Origin of the sequence: Leifsonia sp. SIMBA_070 (assembly GCF_046534635.1) — a bacterium.
Lineage (GTDB): Bacteria > Actinomycetota > Actinomycetes > Actinomycetales > Microbacteriaceae > Leifsonia.
This window is the reverse complement of record NZ_JAWRYK010000001.1, coordinates 1,222,768-1,238,673: the sequence shown is the minus strand read 5'-3', so window position 1 is coordinate 1,238,673 and position 15,906 is coordinate 1,222,768. Positions and strand designations below refer to the sequence as shown.

The 15,906-nt window shown below is 72.1% G+C and carries 17 protein-coding genes; 10 read left to right on the top strand and 7 right to left on the bottom strand.

The genetic code is table 11. The annotated features are described in order from the left end of the window. Window positions 1-15 precede the first annotated feature (15 nt). Window positions 16-2,193 carry a heavy metal translocating P-type ATPase gene (locus SB754_RS05795; protein ID WP_410781401.1) on the bottom strand — a complete coding sequence of 726 codons (2,178 nt, stop codon included), beginning with the start codon at window positions 2,191-2,193 and terminating at the stop codon, window positions 16-18. 109 nt (window positions 2,194-2,302) lie between these two features. On the opposite strand from SB754_RS05795, the gene SB754_RS05790 reads away from it, so the two are divergent. Together SB754_RS05790 and SB754_RS05785 are read left to right on the top strand one after the other, a co-directional pair. Further along, a complete protein-coding gene (locus SB754_RS05790) occupies window positions 2,303-2,941 on the top strand; it encodes an MBL fold metallo-hydrolase (RefSeq protein WP_410781400.1) in 639 nt (212 codons plus the stop codon). A gap of 12 nt (window positions 2,942-2,953) precedes the next feature. Continuing rightward, on the top strand, window positions 2,954-4,345 hold the full coding sequence (locus SB754_RS05785) for a cryptochrome/photolyase family protein (protein ID WP_410781399.1): 1,392 nt from the start codon (window positions 2,954-2,956) through the stop codon (window positions 4,343-4,345). Window positions 4,346-4,406: 61 nt separating this feature from the next. Here SB754_RS05785 and SB754_RS05780 read toward each other — a convergent pair whose 3' ends face one another. Together SB754_RS05780 and SB754_RS05775 are read right to left on the bottom strand one after the other, a co-directional pair. After that, window positions 4,407-4,670, bottom strand: a complete 264-nt coding sequence (locus SB754_RS05780) for a hypothetical protein (protein ID WP_410781398.1) — start codon at window positions 4,668-4,670, stop codon at window positions 4,407-4,409. Between the two features lie 10 nt (window positions 4,671-4,680). Next, window positions 4,681-7,569, bottom strand: a complete 2,889-nt coding sequence (locus SB754_RS05775; RefSeq protein ID WP_410781397.1) for a helix-turn-helix transcriptional regulator — start codon at window positions 7,567-7,569, stop codon at window positions 4,681-4,683. 121 nt (window positions 7,570-7,690) lie between these two features. On the opposite strand from SB754_RS05775, the gene SB754_RS05770 reads away from it, so the two are divergent. From SB754_RS05770 to SB754_RS05760, 3 genes are all read left to right on the top strand, one after another. After that, window positions 7,691-7,939 (top strand): SCO4226 family nickel-binding protein, encoded by a 249-nt coding sequence (locus SB754_RS05770; RefSeq protein WP_410781396.1) that lies wholly within the window; start codon window positions 7,691-7,693, stop codon window positions 7,937-7,939. A gap of 20 nt (window positions 7,940-7,959) precedes the next feature. Further along, window positions 7,960-8,148, top strand: coding sequence for a hypothetical protein (locus SB754_RS05765; protein WP_410781395.1), 189 nt, complete (start codon window positions 7,960-7,962; stop codon window positions 8,146-8,148). A gap of 63 nt (window positions 8,149-8,211) precedes the next feature. Beyond that, the gene (locus SB754_RS05760; protein WP_410781394.1) at window positions 8,212-8,973 is read left to right on the top strand and encodes a nuclease-related domain-containing protein; all 762 of its coding nucleotides are present in this window, start codon (window positions 8,212-8,214) and stop codon (window positions 8,971-8,973) included. A 37-nt stretch (window positions 8,974-9,010) separates the two neighbouring features. Here the strand turns inward: SB754_RS05760 and SB754_RS05755 are convergent, their stop codons facing one another. Then, the gene (locus tag SB754_RS05755) at window positions 9,011-9,901 is read right to left on the bottom strand and encodes a metal-dependent hydrolase (protein ID WP_410781393.1); all 891 of its coding nucleotides are present in this window, start codon (window positions 9,899-9,901) and stop codon (window positions 9,011-9,013) included. Between the two features lie 109 nt (window positions 9,902-10,010). On the opposite strand from SB754_RS05755, the gene SB754_RS05750 reads away from it, so the two are divergent. After that, window positions 10,011-10,976, top strand: coding sequence for a Dyp-type peroxidase (locus tag SB754_RS05750; RefSeq protein WP_410781392.1), 966 nt, complete (start codon window positions 10,011-10,013; stop codon window positions 10,974-10,976). On the opposite strand, the gene SB754_RS05745 is transcribed toward SB754_RS05750, so the two are convergent. Then, window positions 10,886-11,863, bottom strand: coding sequence for a DMT family transporter (locus SB754_RS05745; protein ID WP_410781391.1), 978 nt, complete (start codon window positions 11,861-11,863; stop codon window positions 10,886-10,888). The two genes, SB754_RS05750 and SB754_RS05745, sit on opposite strands and share 91 nt — an antisense overlap. Before the next feature lie 39 nt (window positions 11,864-11,902). Between SB754_RS05745 and SB754_RS05740 the strand changes: the two genes are divergently transcribed. Both SB754_RS05740 and SB754_RS05735 read left to right on the top strand, forming a co-directional pair. Then, window positions 11,903-12,400 carry a MarR family winged helix-turn-helix transcriptional regulator gene (locus SB754_RS05740; protein ID WP_410781390.1) on the top strand — a complete coding sequence of 166 codons (498 nt, stop codon included), beginning with the start codon at window positions 11,903-11,905 and terminating at the stop codon, window positions 12,398-12,400. Window positions 12,401-12,512: 112 nt separating this feature from the next. Next, window positions 12,513-12,794 (top strand): hypothetical protein, encoded by a 282-nt coding sequence (locus SB754_RS05735; protein ID WP_410781389.1) that lies wholly within the window; start codon window positions 12,513-12,515, stop codon window positions 12,792-12,794. Window positions 12,795-12,934: 140 nt separating this feature from the next. Here SB754_RS05735 and sufU read toward each other — a convergent pair whose 3' ends face one another. Together sufU and SB754_RS05725 are read right to left on the bottom strand one after the other, a co-directional pair. Next, window positions 12,935-13,372 carry a Fe-S cluster assembly sulfur transfer protein SufU gene (gene sufU / locus SB754_RS05730; protein WP_410781388.1) on the bottom strand — a complete coding sequence of 146 codons (438 nt, stop codon included), beginning with the start codon at window positions 13,370-13,372 and terminating at the stop codon, window positions 12,935-12,937. Then, a complete protein-coding gene (locus SB754_RS05725) occupies window positions 13,369-14,670 on the bottom strand; it encodes a SufS family cysteine desulfurase (RefSeq protein ID WP_410781387.1) in 1,302 nt (433 codons plus the stop codon). The genes sufU and SB754_RS05725 overlap by 4 nt, the downstream gene beginning before the upstream one ends. A gap of 198 nt (window positions 14,671-14,868) precedes the next feature. Between SB754_RS05725 and SB754_RS05720 the strand changes: the two genes are divergently transcribed. After that, complete coding sequence (locus tag SB754_RS05720; protein WP_410781386.1) at window positions 14,869-15,066, top strand: hypothetical protein; 198 nt, start codon at window positions 14,869-14,871, stop codon at window positions 15,064-15,066. A gap of 27 nt (window positions 15,067-15,093) precedes the next feature. After that, entirely contained in the window at window positions 15,094-15,897 is an 804-nt protein-coding gene (locus SB754_RS05715) for an alpha/beta fold hydrolase (protein WP_410781385.1), read from the top strand. The last annotated feature ends 9 nt before the right edge of the window (window positions 15,898-15,906 follow it).

Here is a 15,906-nt window from a genome sequence, read left to right as displayed (position 1 = left end):
GGCTGTCGCCCGGAGTCAGAGCTTCAGGCGGCGGAGCAGTTGGGCGTTGAGCGCCACGACGATGGTCGAGATCGACATCAGCACGGCCCCGAACGCCGGCGAGACGACGATGCCTGCGCCGATGGCGACGCCCGCCGCGAGAGGCAGCGCGATCACGTTGTAGCCGGTGGCCCACGCGAGGTTCTGCAGCATCTTCCGGTACGTGGCGCGCGACAGCGTGATGACGGCGGCCACACCACGCGGGTCGCTTGCGGCGAGCACCACCCCTGCCGACTCGATCGCCACATCCGTGCCCGCGCCGATCGCGATGCCGACATCCGCCTGGGCGAGAGCGGGCGCGTCGTTGACGCCGTCGCCGACCATCGCGACCCGGGAGCCGTCCGACTGCAGCCGCGCCACCGTCCCCGACTTGTCCCCAGGGAGAACCTCCGCGAACACCTCCTCGATGCCGAGCTGGGAGGAGACGCTGTCGGCCACGGCACGGGAGTCGCCGGTCAGCATGGCCACGCGGATGCCGCGGTCGCGCAGCGCGCGGACGGCCTCCTGCGATTCGGGCCGGACAACGTCCGCGAGCGCGATCAGCCCGAGCACGCGGTCGCCGTCCAGCACGTACACGACCGTCTGGCCCTGGCTGCCCGCGTGCTCCGCCGCCTCCGACAGGTGCGCGGGTGCGGAGAGTCCGCGCTCGGCCAGAAGACGGGGGGCGCCGACGGTCACGACGTCGCCGTTCACGGTGGCCGACGCGCCTCGCCCACCGAGCGCCTCGAAGCCGGACACGGGTGCGATGGCGAGTCCTCTGCTGCGTGCCTCGCGGACGATGGCCGCCCCGATCGGGTGCTCAGCGGGTGCTTCGACGGCGGCCGCCAGAGCCAGGAGGGTCTGCTCGGCATCCTCACCATCCCTGTCGGCGGCGACCACGGCTGCGACTCCCTGCCGCCCCTCGGTGAGGGTGCCGGTCTTGTCGAACAGCACGACGTCGATGCGGCGGGCATCCTCCATGGCGTGGCGGTCGCGGATCAGGAGACCCTTCCGCGCGCCGAGCGCTGTGGAGATCTGGGCGACCAGCGGGATGGCGAGTCCGAGCGCGTGCGGGCAGGCGATGATCAGCACGGTGACGACCCGCTCCAGGATGAACGCCGGATCGCCGGGGCGGACGATCGTCCACACGACGAGCGTCACGATCGCGACGGCGAGCGCGACGTAGAAGAGCCAGGCTGCGGCGCGGTCGGCGAGCACCTGCGCGCCGGACTTGCTGGCCTGCGCATCGGCGACGAGCTTCATGATGCCCGCGAGTGCCGTGTCGCCGCCCGTGCGGCCGACACGCACGACCAGCGATCCGCTTCCGGAGATGCTGCCGGCGACGACCTGCTCCCCCGGTCCCCGGGTGACCGGCCGGGACTCGCCCGTCAGCAGCGACTCGTCGACGTCGCTCCGGCCGTCGACGATCTCGCCGTCAGCAGGCACCGCCGATCCGGGACGGACGCGCACGAGATCTCCGACGCGGAGTTCGGCGAGGGCGACCGTCTCCGGTTCCCCGTGCGGGTCCGAGAGGCGCTCTGCCGTGTCGGGCAGGAGCTTCGCCAGCTCGCCGAGGGCATCCTGCGCACCCATCACCGCCGACATCTCGATCCAGTGCCCGAGCAGCATGATCAGGATGAGCGTGGCCAGCTCCCACCAGAAGTCCATGCCCGGCAGCCCGAGCGTCACCGCGACGCTGTAACCGAAGGCGACGACGATGGCGAGCGAGATGAGGGTCATCATTCCCGGCTGCTTCGCCTTCAGCTCGTCCACCGCCCCACGGAGGAAGACGAGTCCGCCGTACAAGAAGATGACGACGCCGAAGACGGCGGGGATGAACTGGCTTCCGGGAAAGCGCGGGCCGTCGAGGCCCAGGATCTCTTGCAGTCCCTGTGAGAAGACCAGCGTCGGGATGGTCAGGACCAGCGTCAGCCAGAACTTGCGGCGGAAGATCGCGGGGTCGTGGCCGGCATGGCCGGAGTGGTCGTGGGCGCCGTGGTCGTGACCGGCGTGGCCCTGGTGACCGGCGTGGCCCTGGTGACCCTCGTGATCGTGCGCGCCGTGGTCGTGTTCTGCGTGGTCATGGTGACCCTCGTGACCGTGCGCCACCGGCGCGTCGGTCACGCCGGTGTGGTGGGTGTGGTGGTCGTGTCCGGCTTCGCGGGGTGCCGCCATTGCGGGCTCGTTCGTCTCGTCCATATCGCTCGCAACAGTACCCCCCAGGGGTATATTCCTCAACCGCCGCGCGCTTGTGTGCGCATCTCTTCCGGTATTTTGTGGACCCATGAGACTCACGAAGTTCGAACACGCCGGCCTGCTCCTCGAACAGGACGGCCGCAAGCTGTTCATCGACCCGGGAAGCTTCACCTCGCCGCTCACCGACACCGCCGACGCGGTGGCGGTGGTCATCACCCACGAGCACGCGGACCACTGGACTCCCGAGCAGCTGAACCGCGTGCTGGACCTCTCCCCCGACGCGACGATCTACGCGCCGGAGGGCGTCGCGGCGGCCGCTTCGGACTTCGACATCACCGTCGTGCACCCGGGCGACTCCGTTGAGGCCGGACCGTTCTCTCTGCGCTTCTTCGGCGGCCGCCACGCGGTCATCCACGAAAGCATCCCCGTCGTGGACAACGTGGGCGTTCTGGTGAACGACACGCTGTACTACGCGGGCGACTCCTTCTCGATCCCCGAGGGTGTGGAGGTCGACGTGCTCGCCGCGCCCGCCGGCGCTCCGTGGATGAAGATCGCCGAGACGATGGACTACGTGCTCGCCGTGAAGCCGAAGCGCAGCTTCCCCATCCACGAGATGGTGCTGTCGCGCGGCGGCAAGGACATGTCGAACGCACGCCTGAAGTGGGCGACGGAGCAGAACGGTGGCACCTTCTATCCCCTCGAACCGGGCGATTCCATCGATCTCTGAGCCCACGCGATCGTGAGCTCGGGGAACGAGCAGGACCGGCCTGCCGTCGTCTGGTTCCGCGACGACCTGCGTGTCGCCGACAACCCGGCCCTCCGTGCGGCCGCGGACTCCGGCCGGCCGGTGCTCTGCGTCTTCGTCTGGGACGAGGAGACTCCGGGGCTCCGCCCGCCGGGATCGGCGGCGCGCTGGTGGCTGCACCACAGCCTCGCGTCGCTGACCGCGTCGCTGGAGCGCCTCGGCGCCGGCCTGACGGTGCTGCGAGGACAGGGCGAACCCGTCATCGAGCGCTTCCTCGGCGAGTCGCGTGCCGGCGCCGTGTTCTGGAACCGGCGCTACGGCGGCGTGGAGCGGGCCACCGACCAGGCGGTGAAATCGGCGGCAAGGGAGAAGGGACTCGAGGCCGCCAGCTTCGGCGCGAACCTGCTCTTCGAGCCGTGGACGATCCGCACCGGCCAGGGCACGCCCTTCTCGGTGTACACCCCGTTCTGGCGCGCGTGCCTGGCGGCGCCTCCGCCGCGTAAACCCGCTGCCGCTCCACAACGGCTGCGCGGAGCCCGCGCGCCGGAGGCGAGCGATGCGACGACGCTCGACGAACTGGGGCTGCTTCCTACACGACCCGACTGGGCCGACGGCCTCCGCGAGACGTGGGAGCCGGGCGAGGAGGCCGCCCACGATCAGCTGGAGCGTTTTCTGGCGGACGACCTCGGCTCGTATCGGGAAGGCCGGGACGTGCCGGGTATCGATGCCACCTCCCGGCTCTCTCCGCGTCTTCGCTGGGGTGAGCTGAGCCCGCACCAGGTCTGGCACGCAGCGAACGACCGCAGAGACCGCCCGGCGGCCGAAGCGCTCGCCACGTTCCAGTCGGAGCTCGGATGGCGGGAATTCGCCTATCACACGCTGTTCGAGCATCCGGATCTGGCGACCGTGAACATCCATCGCGAGTACGACTCCTTTCCGTGGCCCCCGCTGGATCGCTCCGCGCTGAGGGCCTGGCACCAGGGTCGCACCGGCATCCCGCTGGTGGACGCGGGGATGCGGGAACTGTGGAGAACCGGAGTCATGCACAACCGGGTGCGCATGGTGACGGCGTCGTTCCTCATCAAGAACCTGCTCGTCGACTGGCGGCACGGCGAGCAGTGGTTCTGGGACACGCTGGTGGATGCCGACCCCGCCAACAACCCGTTCAACTGGCAGTGGGTGGCGGGCAGCGGGGCGGACGCGGCGCCGTACTTCCGTGTGTTCAACCCCGAACTGCAGCGCGAGAAGTTCGACCCGCGTGGGGACTACGTCCGCCGGTTCGTCCCGGAATGGGACACTCCGGACTACCCGGCGCCGATCGTCGACCTGAAGGAGACCCGGCGCGCGGCGCTCGCCGCCTACGACGCGGTCAAGCGGTCACGCTGACGGGCTGACGCACTCACAATGACGCGCTCACACAGAAGCGCCCGTGCCCGCGAGAAACGGATCAGCGCCCGTGCTCTGCGAGGATCTGGTCGACGTCGATGCGGCTCAGCAACTCGTCCCAGTCGAGCGAGCGCGCCCGGTCGGCCAGCTCCTCCTCGGCCAGGACGCGTCCGCTGCGCTCCACAACGATGCCCTCGGGGAGCATCCTGTTGAGTTCGGCGAGGATGGCGTCGTCGACCGCCTCCGTGTCGAAGTCGGCGCCGACGCGGGCGAGGTAGTCGCCGGAGACGGTGTAGGAGACGATCCCGGTTTCGATGCGGCTCATGCTCTGCATGCTATCCCTCGCCGCGCGGGTGGGTCGGAACGGGCGCATGCGGGGGAACCGGAGCCCGTGGCCCGGGCTGACCCGCGTCCCACGCCGCGATCTCGGCGCGGCGGGACGCCCCGAGCTTCGCCAGGATGTGCTCGACGTGCGTCGCGACCGTCTTGGGGGCGATGTGCAGGCTGGCACCGATGTCGCGGTTGGTGCAGCCGGCGGCGACCAGGTGCGCCACCTCCTGCTCGCGCGCGGACAGGACCCCCGCCTCCACGCCCTCCGACAGCCGGCGCTGAAGCCGTTCCGACCGCTCGATCAGGGCCGTGGCGCCCGCACCCACGGCAGCCGCCCGTGCGCGGCCGACCAGCTCGGCGGCCTCCGCGGGGCCGCGCGTGCGACGGGCGGCCTCCGCCCCGTCGAGCAGGGACTGCATCCCCTCCCACCACCGGCCGAGCCCGGACCATCCCGTCGACGCAGCGGCCAGCGCCTCCTTAGCCGCCGTCAGCCTCCGCTCGCGCAGCGCGATCAGGCCCTCCGCGTGCACGATGGCATTCTCGGTGCCGGGGATACCCCGCTTGCGCAGGAGTTCTGTGACGCGTGCGAGCCAGTCGCGGGCCGCAGTCGGGCCGTCGAGCTCGAGGATCGCCCGCGTGCCGGTCACCGCGAACGGGAACAGGTACGCGGCATCCTCCACCCGCGCCGACTCCGCGAGCCCCCGCTCGGACAGCTCGGCAGCACGCACCGGATCAGCCCGGAGGAGCGCCGTCTCGGCGAGCCCCCAGAGGGCCGGCGACAGCCGTTGCAGTTCGTTCATCCGCTCCCCCAGCTCCGCCGCGCGCGAGAGCGAAGCTTCCGCTGCGGGCGCGTCGGCGCGCGCGATGGCGACATACCCCAGGACGTGCAGAGCGGTGATCTCGGTCGTGATGCCTCCACGGCCGTCGGCGAGAGCACGCTCGGCGAGCCGCTCGGCCTCCGCCAGATCACCGGTAGCCCAGCGGACGTGCGCGAGGTGCGCCATCAGGTAGTGGGCGTCGTTCCAGCGCTCGATCCGCGTGGCGTACTCGATGCCCTCCCGCAGCCAGCGGTCGCCGCGTTCGTACTGGAGCAGCACCGATGCGCTCGATGCCAGCATGCGGTAGGCGCGTGCCGCCTGAGCTTCGAGGCGTGCTGCCGCTGCCCCGGCCGCCGCTCCGACGAGCACGGTCCAGCCCGGTTCTCCGGCCCCCGAGAACACGAGGTCGGATCCGCGGGTGGCCTCCAGATCGAAGCGTTCTGGCGCCCCGTCCGGCAGGAGGGGTCTGGCTTGACCGGCGTAGGCCAGCGATTCGTCCAGTCGGCGGTCGAGCATGGCCGCAGCGGCGAGCGCCGACAGGAGGCGACCGCGCGCGAGCGTCGCGGCCGGCGGGACGTCGGCCCCATCCATCCAGTCGAGCGCGCGTAGCAACTCGCTCACCCGCGCGTCGTACCCCGCGCCGAGCAGGTGCCGCGCCGCGACGAGGGCGGGGACGACGGAGGCTGCCTCGATCGGCTCGTCGGCCTCCCGGAACAGCTCGATGGCGCGTACGAACTCCCGTTCGGCCTCGTCGTTGGCGTCGGCGGCCGCGAGCTCGGCCCCGAGCGACCGGTGCAGCCGAGCGCGTTCCGCCGGAGGCGTCCCGGACGGGACCGTGCGCTCCGCGCGGCGGTAGAGCTGCACGGCTTCCCGGTGGGCGGACAGCGCGGCGGCGCGGTCCGCCGCGCGGAGGGCGCGCTCGTACGCTTCGTCCGCTCGGCCCGCGCGCTCGCTGTGGAGGGACAGGACCGCGTCGGGGAGGCCGTCCGCACCCACGGCGACGCGGGCGTGCATCGCGCGGCGGTCGCCTCGCGGCAGGGCGGAGTAGACGGCGTCCCGGATCAGCGCATGGCGGAAGTCGAACGACGGCCCGGACGGGACGACGAAGTGCTGGGCGATGAGCTCGTCGATCGCCGCGTCGATCCGGGGACGATCCGGTTCCTCCCCCGCGAACGCCTCGCCCAGGACGACAGCGAGCAGGGGTGCGTCGAAGCGGCGCCCGATCACCGCGGCCGCCGAGAGGACGAGGGCCGCGTCCGGTGAGAGCCGCTCTCTGCGCACCAGGACCGCCTCTCCGACCGTCTCCGGCACGTCGCCGACGCCCGTCGCCACCAGCTCCTCCACATGCAGCGGGATGCCGTCGGCGGCCGCCTGCATCCGGTCCACGTCGTCCTCGGCGGGCTCCGTCCCCCGGATGGACGCGAGCATCCGCCGCGTCCCCTCCTGGTCCAGCCGCGTCAGCAGGACCTCCTCGGCGTGCCGATGCGCCACCAGATCGATCCGCCAGGCCGTGAAGTCGGGATCGGCGTCGGACTCCTCCGTCCGGTAGGTCCCCACGACGAACGAGGGAAGCTCCGGGAGGTGCACCGACACGCGGCGCAGAACGTCGAGGCTCAGCTGATCGGACCAGTGCAGGTCCTCGATGCGGAGCAGGAGCGGGACCCTCAGCGCATCCACCAGCGCGGTGACCAGGTCGGCCACCAGCAACCGCCGCGCGACCCCGGCCGCGTCGGGATGCTCGGCGGCGCCGGTCACGAGCGATCGCAGCAGCTCGGAGGAGGCGTCGTCGCCGGTCTCGCGGAGCCCGGCGGCGATCCCGAGCAGGAGCAGCCCTGGAGTCTGCCTGTCCCGCGCGAACGATTCCGCGTGCGCCGTCCGGCCGCCGGCCCCGAGCGTCAGCTCGTCCATCAGCCGCGACTTCCCGATGCCCGCCTCCCCGCCGATGAGGAGCATGCCACCCCGGCCCGACGCGGCTTCCGCCCGGCGCTGAAGCGCCGAGGCCAGTTCGTCCTCGCGTCCGACGAAAAGCGGGCAGACCCGCACCGCGCCGCTCCTCGGCGGCGACCCCGCGTTCATGCGCGAAGTGTAGCGCCGGGCGCGCACCGACGGGCAGGCGATCCGACCGGGATCGGCAGGACGACCGATGCCGTTGCGCGCCAAGGGACGCAGTATTCGAGAAGAGAGAAAGGAGCCGATCATGGCTACATTCATCGACGTCCACGACGGATTCGTCGGAGTCACTCATGACGAGCTGCAGGAGGCGCACGACGCCGACGCGGCGATCGAGGGCGAGGAGGGCGTCCACATCGAGCGCGCGTGGCTCGACCCGGAAAGCGGCAAGGTGTTCTGCCTGTCGACCGGACCGTCGAAGGAGGCGCTGATGCGCATCCACGAGCGTGCGGGGCACCCGACCGATCAGGTGTACGAGGTCAGCATCCAGGTCTGACGCGGCGTACAGTGCGGCGCATGACCGATCGACCGGACGACACTGCAGAGCCCCGCGACGCCGACGAGCTGACCGAAGCCGTCGACGACCTCGGCGACACCGCCGACGACCGGCTGGACGCCGTCGCCGAGCACAACGAGTCGCTCGAGGAGCGTCTCCCGAGCGACGACGAGCTGCCGCGCACCCACCGGTCCCCGGAACAGGGGTAGCCTCCGCAGGCCGTCCCCGACTGGGGACTGGGGCGCAGGCCGGCCGCTCTGTACGGTTGGCGGGTGAGCGGACAGCGGATGCGCGACCGGGCCCCCGGCGCGGCGGTGATGGAGCAGGTGGTGCGGCTGCAGGAGGCGGCGCCTCCCCGCTCCCCGCTGGCCCGCGCACTCGGTGTCGGCCCGCTGATCGACGACGCCCAGCCGTGGTTCACCGGAGCTCTCGGTGAGCGGGAGGTCGGCGCCCTGCTGAGCAGGTTGCCGGGCGGCTGGTCTGCGTTCCATGCGGTTCCGGTCGGCTCCGGCGAGTCCGACGTCGACCATCTGGTCGTCGGCCCTGGCGGCGTCTTCGTGATCAACACGAAGCACCACCGCGGTGCGCGGGTGACCGTGTACGAGCGCGCCGTCTACGTCGGCGGCAGCAAGCAGCCGTACCTGCGGAACGCCGACCTGGAGGCGTCGCGAGTGCGCGGGCTGCTGATGCGAGCGGGCATCGAGGCTCCCGTGGAGCCGGTGATCGTGGTGGTGGGCGCGAAGGAGCTGCGGCTCCGGCAGCCGCCGGCCCGGGCGACCGTGCTGCGCGCAGAGGGCCTGGTGCGCGGGCTGTCGCGACGCCCTCCCCGGCTGGATGCGGACACGGTCGCGCGAGCGGCCGCCCTGTTCGACGACCCCGCGACCTGGCGGCCGGTCGCACCGTCGGCTGAGACGGTGGAGCGCTTCGAAGTCATCGAGCGCGAGGTCCGGAGCGCGCAGTGGGTCCGCCTCGGCTGGGGGCTGGCGGGCGCGCTCGCCGTCGTGGCGGTGGCGCTGCCGTTCCTCCCCCACTGAGTCTCAGCCCGGGCTCGGTTCGGGTCGGCGCCGCCTGTCAGGCCGGCAGGGCCGTCGTCCTCATGCCGAGCGCCAGCGCACCCTCCGCCTCTGTCAGTTCGAGCGCGATGGTGACGGCCGACAGCTCGGCCAGCGAGTGCAGGTGAGTCCCGCCGCACGGGATCTCGACGACGCCTTCCGGGAGCTCGGCGCGCCAGCGGCGGCGGTCGCCCAGGCGCATGCCGTCGGTGTCGCCGTCGGGGTCGCGCACGATGCCGACCGGCGCTCCGGTCGCCACCCAGCCGGCGAGCACCTCGTCGGCGAGGGCCGACACCTCGTCGAGCCGGGAGGCCAGCTCGGCGGCGGCGAAGCCCTTCTTCCGCAGGCTCTTGCCGATCCGGTACTCGTCGAGCGACCCGTCCGGGAGGATGCGGGAGGTGGTGATCGCGAGCTGGTCGAAGTTCGGCCGGCCCCGTCCATCCGCGGGCGCCTCCTTGGTCCAGAGCGGCGCGAGGGCGTCGTTGAGGGCCAGCGACGCCAGATGACACGCGGTGTGGCCGGCGGAGAGCGCGCGGCGCCGCTCGGGATCCACGCTGACGTCGACCGCCGCACCCTCCCGCAGTCCGGTCGCGTCGTCCACCAGGTGGCAGACCACGAACGCCCAGCCCTCCGTCCCGGTTCGGACCGGTGCGTCGCCGACGTGCAGCGTCTCGCCGTCGGTCGCGCCGACGACCGCGTCCACGATCGGGTAGGTCGCCTCGGCCGTCCGCAACTCCCCCGCGTCGGCCGGCTGATCCGGCCACACCGGGTCGACCGGGTGGAACGCGGTCCGGTCGAGCACGACCGCCGTGCGCCCGTCGGGCAGCGGCTGCAGGTGAACGACCGTACCGGAGGAGGCGAGGTCGCCGTCCGGGTAGGTGACGACGGTGTCGGTGCTGGGGAGGGTCATCCCTCCAGCCTAGAGTCGGCCGGCCCAGGAGTCGGCCGGCCCAGGAGTCGGCCGGCCGTCTACCAGCCCGGAGTGGCGATGGGGCACGCGCGTACGGCAGCATGACCTCATGGCGAACACCGGCGACCAGCCCTGGCAGCGCGTCCCCATCGACCCGCAGAGCGTCGACGCGCCGCTCTCGCGCGCGGCGGTCTTCCTGGTGGTGACCGTCGAGGACACCCCGGAGGCGCTCGCCACGGTCAAGGGCGTGCTCGGCGGCATCACCGACCAGGTCAAGACGGTGGGCTTCCGCGACCTCGGCGCCCGCCTCTCCTGCAATGTCGGCATCGGCGCGCAGCTGTGGTCGCGGCTGACCGAGACGACGCCGCCGCGAGAACTCCACCCATTCCAGGAGATCGCGGGCCCGGTGCACACGGCGGTCTCGACACCGGGCGACCTGCTCTTCCACATCCGGGCGGAACGCGGCGACTTCACCTTCGAACTGGAGCGCCAGCTGCTCGACGCCCTCGGCGACGCCGTGCAGGTGGTGGACGAGGTGACCGGTTTCCGCTACTTCGACGCCCGCGACCTCCTCGGCTTCGTCGACGGCACCGCGAACCCCGCGGGCGGCGACATGGCCGACGCGACGACGGTCGGCGACGAGGACCCCGACCACGCGGGCGGCAGCTACGTCGTCGTGCAGAAGTACCTGCACGACCTGGGCAGCTGGAGCCGGCTCCCCGTTCCCTCGCAAGAGGGCGTGATCGGGCGCACCAAGGTGGAGAACATCGAGCTCCCCGACGCCGAGCACGGGCAGAAGTCGCACAAGACCCTCGCCACGATCGTCGACGAGGCGGGCGTGGAGCACGAGATCCTGCGCGACAACATGCCGTTCGGCCGACCGGGGCACGGGGAGTTCGGCACGTACTTCATCGGCTACTCGCGCGCGCTCTGGGTGATCGAGCGGATGCTGGAGCGGATGTTCGTCGGCGATCCCGCAGGCAGCTACGACCGCATCCTCGACTTCTCCACCGCGGCGACGGGAAGCACCTTCTTCGCCCCGACCCGCAGCTTCCTGGAGTCGCTCGGCGACTGACGCGCTGCGCTCCGACCTCCGCGCCGCACCTGGCCGAGCGCGATGCCCGCAAGGACGATCGCGAGCCCGAGCAGCTGCCGCACGGTCAGCGCCTCGGCGGCGACCAACGCGCCGAGGACGACGCCGGTGACGGGGTTCAGGAGCCCGATGAGGCCGACCGTCCCGGCGGGGAGGTGGCGCAAGCCGGCGAACCACGCCACGAAGGCGAGAGCGGTCGCCACCACGGTCACGTAGGCGAAGCCCGCGATGGCCGGTCCATCGAGCACAGGTGGTGCTCCCTCCACCATCAGGGCGATGGGGAGCACGAGGAGGCCGCCGGCGAGCAGCTGCCAGGAGGTGGAGGAGATCAGGTCGACGGCTCCCCAGCGGGTGGCGAGAGCGTAGCCGGTGGCCGACGCGACCAGGGCCACTGCCGCGAGCAGGATGCCGAACAGATCGACCGAACCGTCCCCGCCGAACAGCATCAGCGCGACGCCTGCGATCCCAGCCGCCCCGCCGAGCAGAGCCAGGACACGGGGACGCTGGCCGAGGATGATCCGCCCCGCGGCCATCATCGCCAGCGGCGACGCGGCCATCACCGTCGCCGCCACCCCGGAGGGCAGCCGCTGGGCGACGGCGTAGACGAGCGCGAAGAAGCCGCCCGTGTTGAGCACGCCCAGCAGCGCCGACCGCCACCACCAGGCTCCGCGCGGGCGCCGCCTCCCGAGCGCGAGCAGCAGCAGCCCGGCCGGCAGAGCACGGATGACGGCGCCCCACAGCGGCTCGTCGGGCAGTACGGCCTTCGTGACGACGTAGGTCGAGCCCCACGCGATCGGGGCGATGGCCGTCACCATCATCCAGGTCGCCGGCAGCCCACGCCATCCAACACCCGACTTATTATCTTCCATGGAAGACAATATAGCTTCCCCGGAAGGTATTGTGAAGGGATGGACAGCACACCCGACGCCGTCGCCCGCATCCAAGCCGAATGGAGGCGCGAGCGCCCCGACCTCGACGCCTCCCCCCAGGGCGTCATCGGCCGGCTGCACCGGGTCGCCCTGCGGCTGACGGGCGAGCTGACGGCCGTCTACGAGGCCCACGGACTCGCGGAAGGGGACTTCGACGTCCTGGCCACCCTGCGGCGGGCGGGGGCGCCGTACGAGCGCACGGCCGGAGAACTCGCCGAGCACACGATGATCACGACCGGCGGCATGACCAAGCGCATCGACCGGCTGGAAGGCGCAGGGCTCGTCACCCGTCGAGCATCCGAGGGAGACGGCCGACGGAGGGTCATCGCCCTCACCGACCGGGGTCGCGCGGTCATCGACGCGGCGTTCACCGACCACCTGGCCAACGAGAGCCGCCTCGTCGACGAGCTCGATCCGGCGGACGCGGCGGCCCTGGAGCGCATCCTGACCGCGTGGCTCGCACGGCTGGAGCCCTGACCCGACCGGATTCCGCGCGAGCGCGACCCCCGCGTAACGCGGCGCAGGCTTTCGCAACAGGTCGTCATCTTCATGGCGGCCGCGAGCGGCGGCGCGGTACAAACGGTCGATCATGTCGCGCATCTTCACGAGCAAGTTCAACCCGGGGCGGGCCCGCTGGGAGCTGGTCGTCACTCCCCAGGGCGACGTCTACGCGTTCCCGTTGACCCTGCCGATCGCGCAGCGCCAGGTGCTCGGCGGCCACAAGCGCTACCTGGTGGGCAAGGTGGCGAAGGGCGCGCAGGCGTGGACGGCCGCAGGCCCGTCCGGGCTCGTCTACGGCACCACGTTCCCGTCACTTCCGAGCGCATTGGAGGCGATCGCCGACGAGGCGGACCTCGCCCCCGTGCCGTAGCGACGTGCCCACCACTCGCGAGTGCCGCCCTTTGTCACGATTGCTGTTGCGCGCGCAGCGGCAATCGTGACGAGCGGCAGCACTCGCGAGCAAGCACGCGCGCCGAGGACGGCGGCGCGGACGGGCCGCGGGAGGGCGCGTCAGGAGGACTTGAGCAGCGCGTCCTCGAGGGCGACCCACGGGAGCATCGCGCACTTGACGCGCGTGACGTACTTCGAGACGCCGGCCAGTGCGACGGCGTCGCCGAGCAGTTCCTCATCGCCGTCGAGGGCGCCCTTGGAGTGCATCAGCTCGCGGAAGGCGCCGATGGAGGCGGCCAGCCGCTCCCTGTCCACCCCGTCGACGAGGTCGCTCAGCAGCGAGGCGGACGCCGTCGAGATCGAGCAGCCGTGCCCCTCCCAGCCGATCGAGAGGATGCGCCCGTCGGGCGCCGTCCGCACGCCGACCGTGACCTCGTCGCCGCAGGTCGGGTTGAACTGGTGGGAGGCCGCCGCCTCGTCGCCGGTCAGGCCGAAGCCGTGCTTCTCTCGCGCGTGGTCGAGGATCACCTGCTGGTAGAGGTTCTGCAGGTCGCTCATCGGCTGACTCCCGTCGTTGCGCCCGCCACACCGAAGAAGACGCGGGAGTCCGCGATCGCCTGGACCGCCGCATCCACCTCGTCGGCCGTGTTGTAGAGGTACGTGCTGATGCGCGTGCTCGCCGTCGCACCGAACCGGCGGTGCACCGGCTGCGCGCAGTGGTGGCCGACACGGACCGCGATGCCGCGGTCGTCCAGGAACTGACCGACGTCGTGCGCGTGGATGCCCTCCACAACCACGCTGGCCAGCCCGACCCGCGGGATTCCCGGGCCGGGGCCGAGGATGCGGACGCCCTCGAGCTCGCCGAGTCCTGCGAGCAGCCGCTCGCCCAGGGCCTCCTCGTGCGCCTCGATCTGCGGCATGCCGACCGCGTCGAGATAGTCGACCGCTGCCGCGAGGGCGACGGCCTGCGAGACCCGCTGGGTTCCGGCCTCGAACCGCTGCGGCGCCGGGAGGTACTCGGCGCCTTCGAGCGTGACTTGCGTGATCATCGACCCGCCGGTGAGGAACGGCGGCAGCGCGTTCAGCAGCTCGCTGCGGCCGTAGAGGGCGCCGACGCCGGTGGGGCCGAGCATCTTGTGCCCCGAGAAGACGGCGAAGTCCACGTCGAGCGCCGCGAAGTCCACGGGGAGGTGCGGGACGGACTGGCAGGCGTCCAGCACCACCAGCGCGCCGACCGCGTGCGCGAGCGCGACCAGCTCGGCGACCGGGTTGATGCCGCCGAGCACGTTGGAGACGTGCGCGAACGCGACGACCTTCGTGCGCGGACCGATCAGCTCGGCCGCCTGGTCGAGCCGCAGCATCCCGTCGTCGCCGACCCCGATCACCCGGAGGCCGGCCCCGGTGCGTGCCGCCAGCTCCTGCCAGGGGATGAGGTTGGCGTGGTGCTCGGCCTCGGTCACCACGATCTCGTCGCCGGCTCCCAGGCGGAAGCGCTCCGCCGCGGCGCCGCCACGCCCGAGGGACGCGTTCGACATCCCGTACGCGAGGAGGTTGATCCCCTCGGTCGCATTGGACGTCCAGACCAGCTGCTCGGGTTCTGCCCCGACGAACCAGGCGACGCGGGCCCTGGCCGCCTCGAACAACTCGGTCGCCTCGCCCGCGACCGTGTGCGCTCCCCGGTGCACGGCGGAGGTGTACTGCTCGGCGAACGCCCGCTCCGCGTCGAGGACCTGCCGCGGTTTCTGCGAGGTCGCGCCCGAGTCCAGATACACGAACGGGCGCCCGTTGACCTCGCGGGCGAGGATCGGGAAGTCCGCGCGGAGGGCGGCGGTGTCGAGGACGGTTTCGGTGCGCATACGGACCACAACGTTAGCGGGGCCCGCTTCAATCCCGCTGGGTACCGCATACGTGCGCGCATCCGTGCAGCATCCGTGCAGCACGCCGCCGAGTGGTGAGTAGATGCGCCTATTCCTGGCGAGTTGCGACATGTTGTCACCACTCGGCGGAGGCTGCGCCCGGGACGGCGGAGGGCGTGCGCCGGTAGGCTCGGGCGCATGGTCGAGCGCACCAACGGGTCCCCGTGGTTCTTCATCGCCGGGATCGCGCTGGTCGTCGTCGGCCTGGCGGGGCCGCTGCTGGTGGATGCCGCAGCCGGCGATGTGCAGTGGCTGGTCCGCGGCGCCGGAGTGCTCGTCGCGATCGGCGGCGGCGTCCTGATCGGGTTCGGAGTGCGGCGGCGCCAGGGCCGATGACACCGGTTGGGGATACGCTGACGTCCCATGAGCACCCTCACCTCCTCTGACGGAAGCACCATCGGCTACGAGGTCGACGGGGTTGGCCCCGCTGTGATCCTCGTCGACGGCGCGTCCTGCTTCCGCGACGCGGGGCCGATGCGGCCGATCGCCGCGGCCCTCCGCGACCGGGTGAGCGTCGTGCTGTACGACCGGCGCGGTCGCGGCGAGAGCACGGACGCGCTGGCCGACCCGGCCGCGCGCGCCACGGCCGTAGCCCGCGAGATCGAGGACATCGCGGCACTGGTCGAGGTCGCCGGAGGCACGGCGACGCTGTTCGGGATGTCGTCGGGCGGCGGACTCGCGCTCGCGGCGACCGCCGCTCTCGGGCCGTCCCGGGTGCCCAGGGTCGCCGTCTACGAGCCGCCCTACCTCCCTGACCCGATGCTGCCGTCCGCCGAGGCGTACACGCGGCAGCTCCAGGATGCGCTCGCGGCCGGCGACCGGGCCACAGCGGTCGAACTGTTCTTGCGACGGGTCGGCGTTCCCGAGGCGGGCATCGAGGGGATGCGCCGCTCCCCCGCCTGGGAGGCGACACTCGCCCTGGCCCCGACCCTCGCCTACGACGACGCCGCCATGGGCGACAGCCGTATCCCGGACGAGCTGCTGCAGGCGATCGCCGTGCCCGTGCTGGGCCTGGCCGGCGAGCAGACGCCCGACTTCCTGCGCCTGGGCGCCGAAGGAGTGGCCTCCGGCGCCCAGGACGGGACGTTCGAGATCGTGGCCGGCCAGACGCACGACGTGTCGGGCGACGCGATCGCGCCGCACCTGCTGCGCTTCATCGCGGCCTGACCGTCGGCC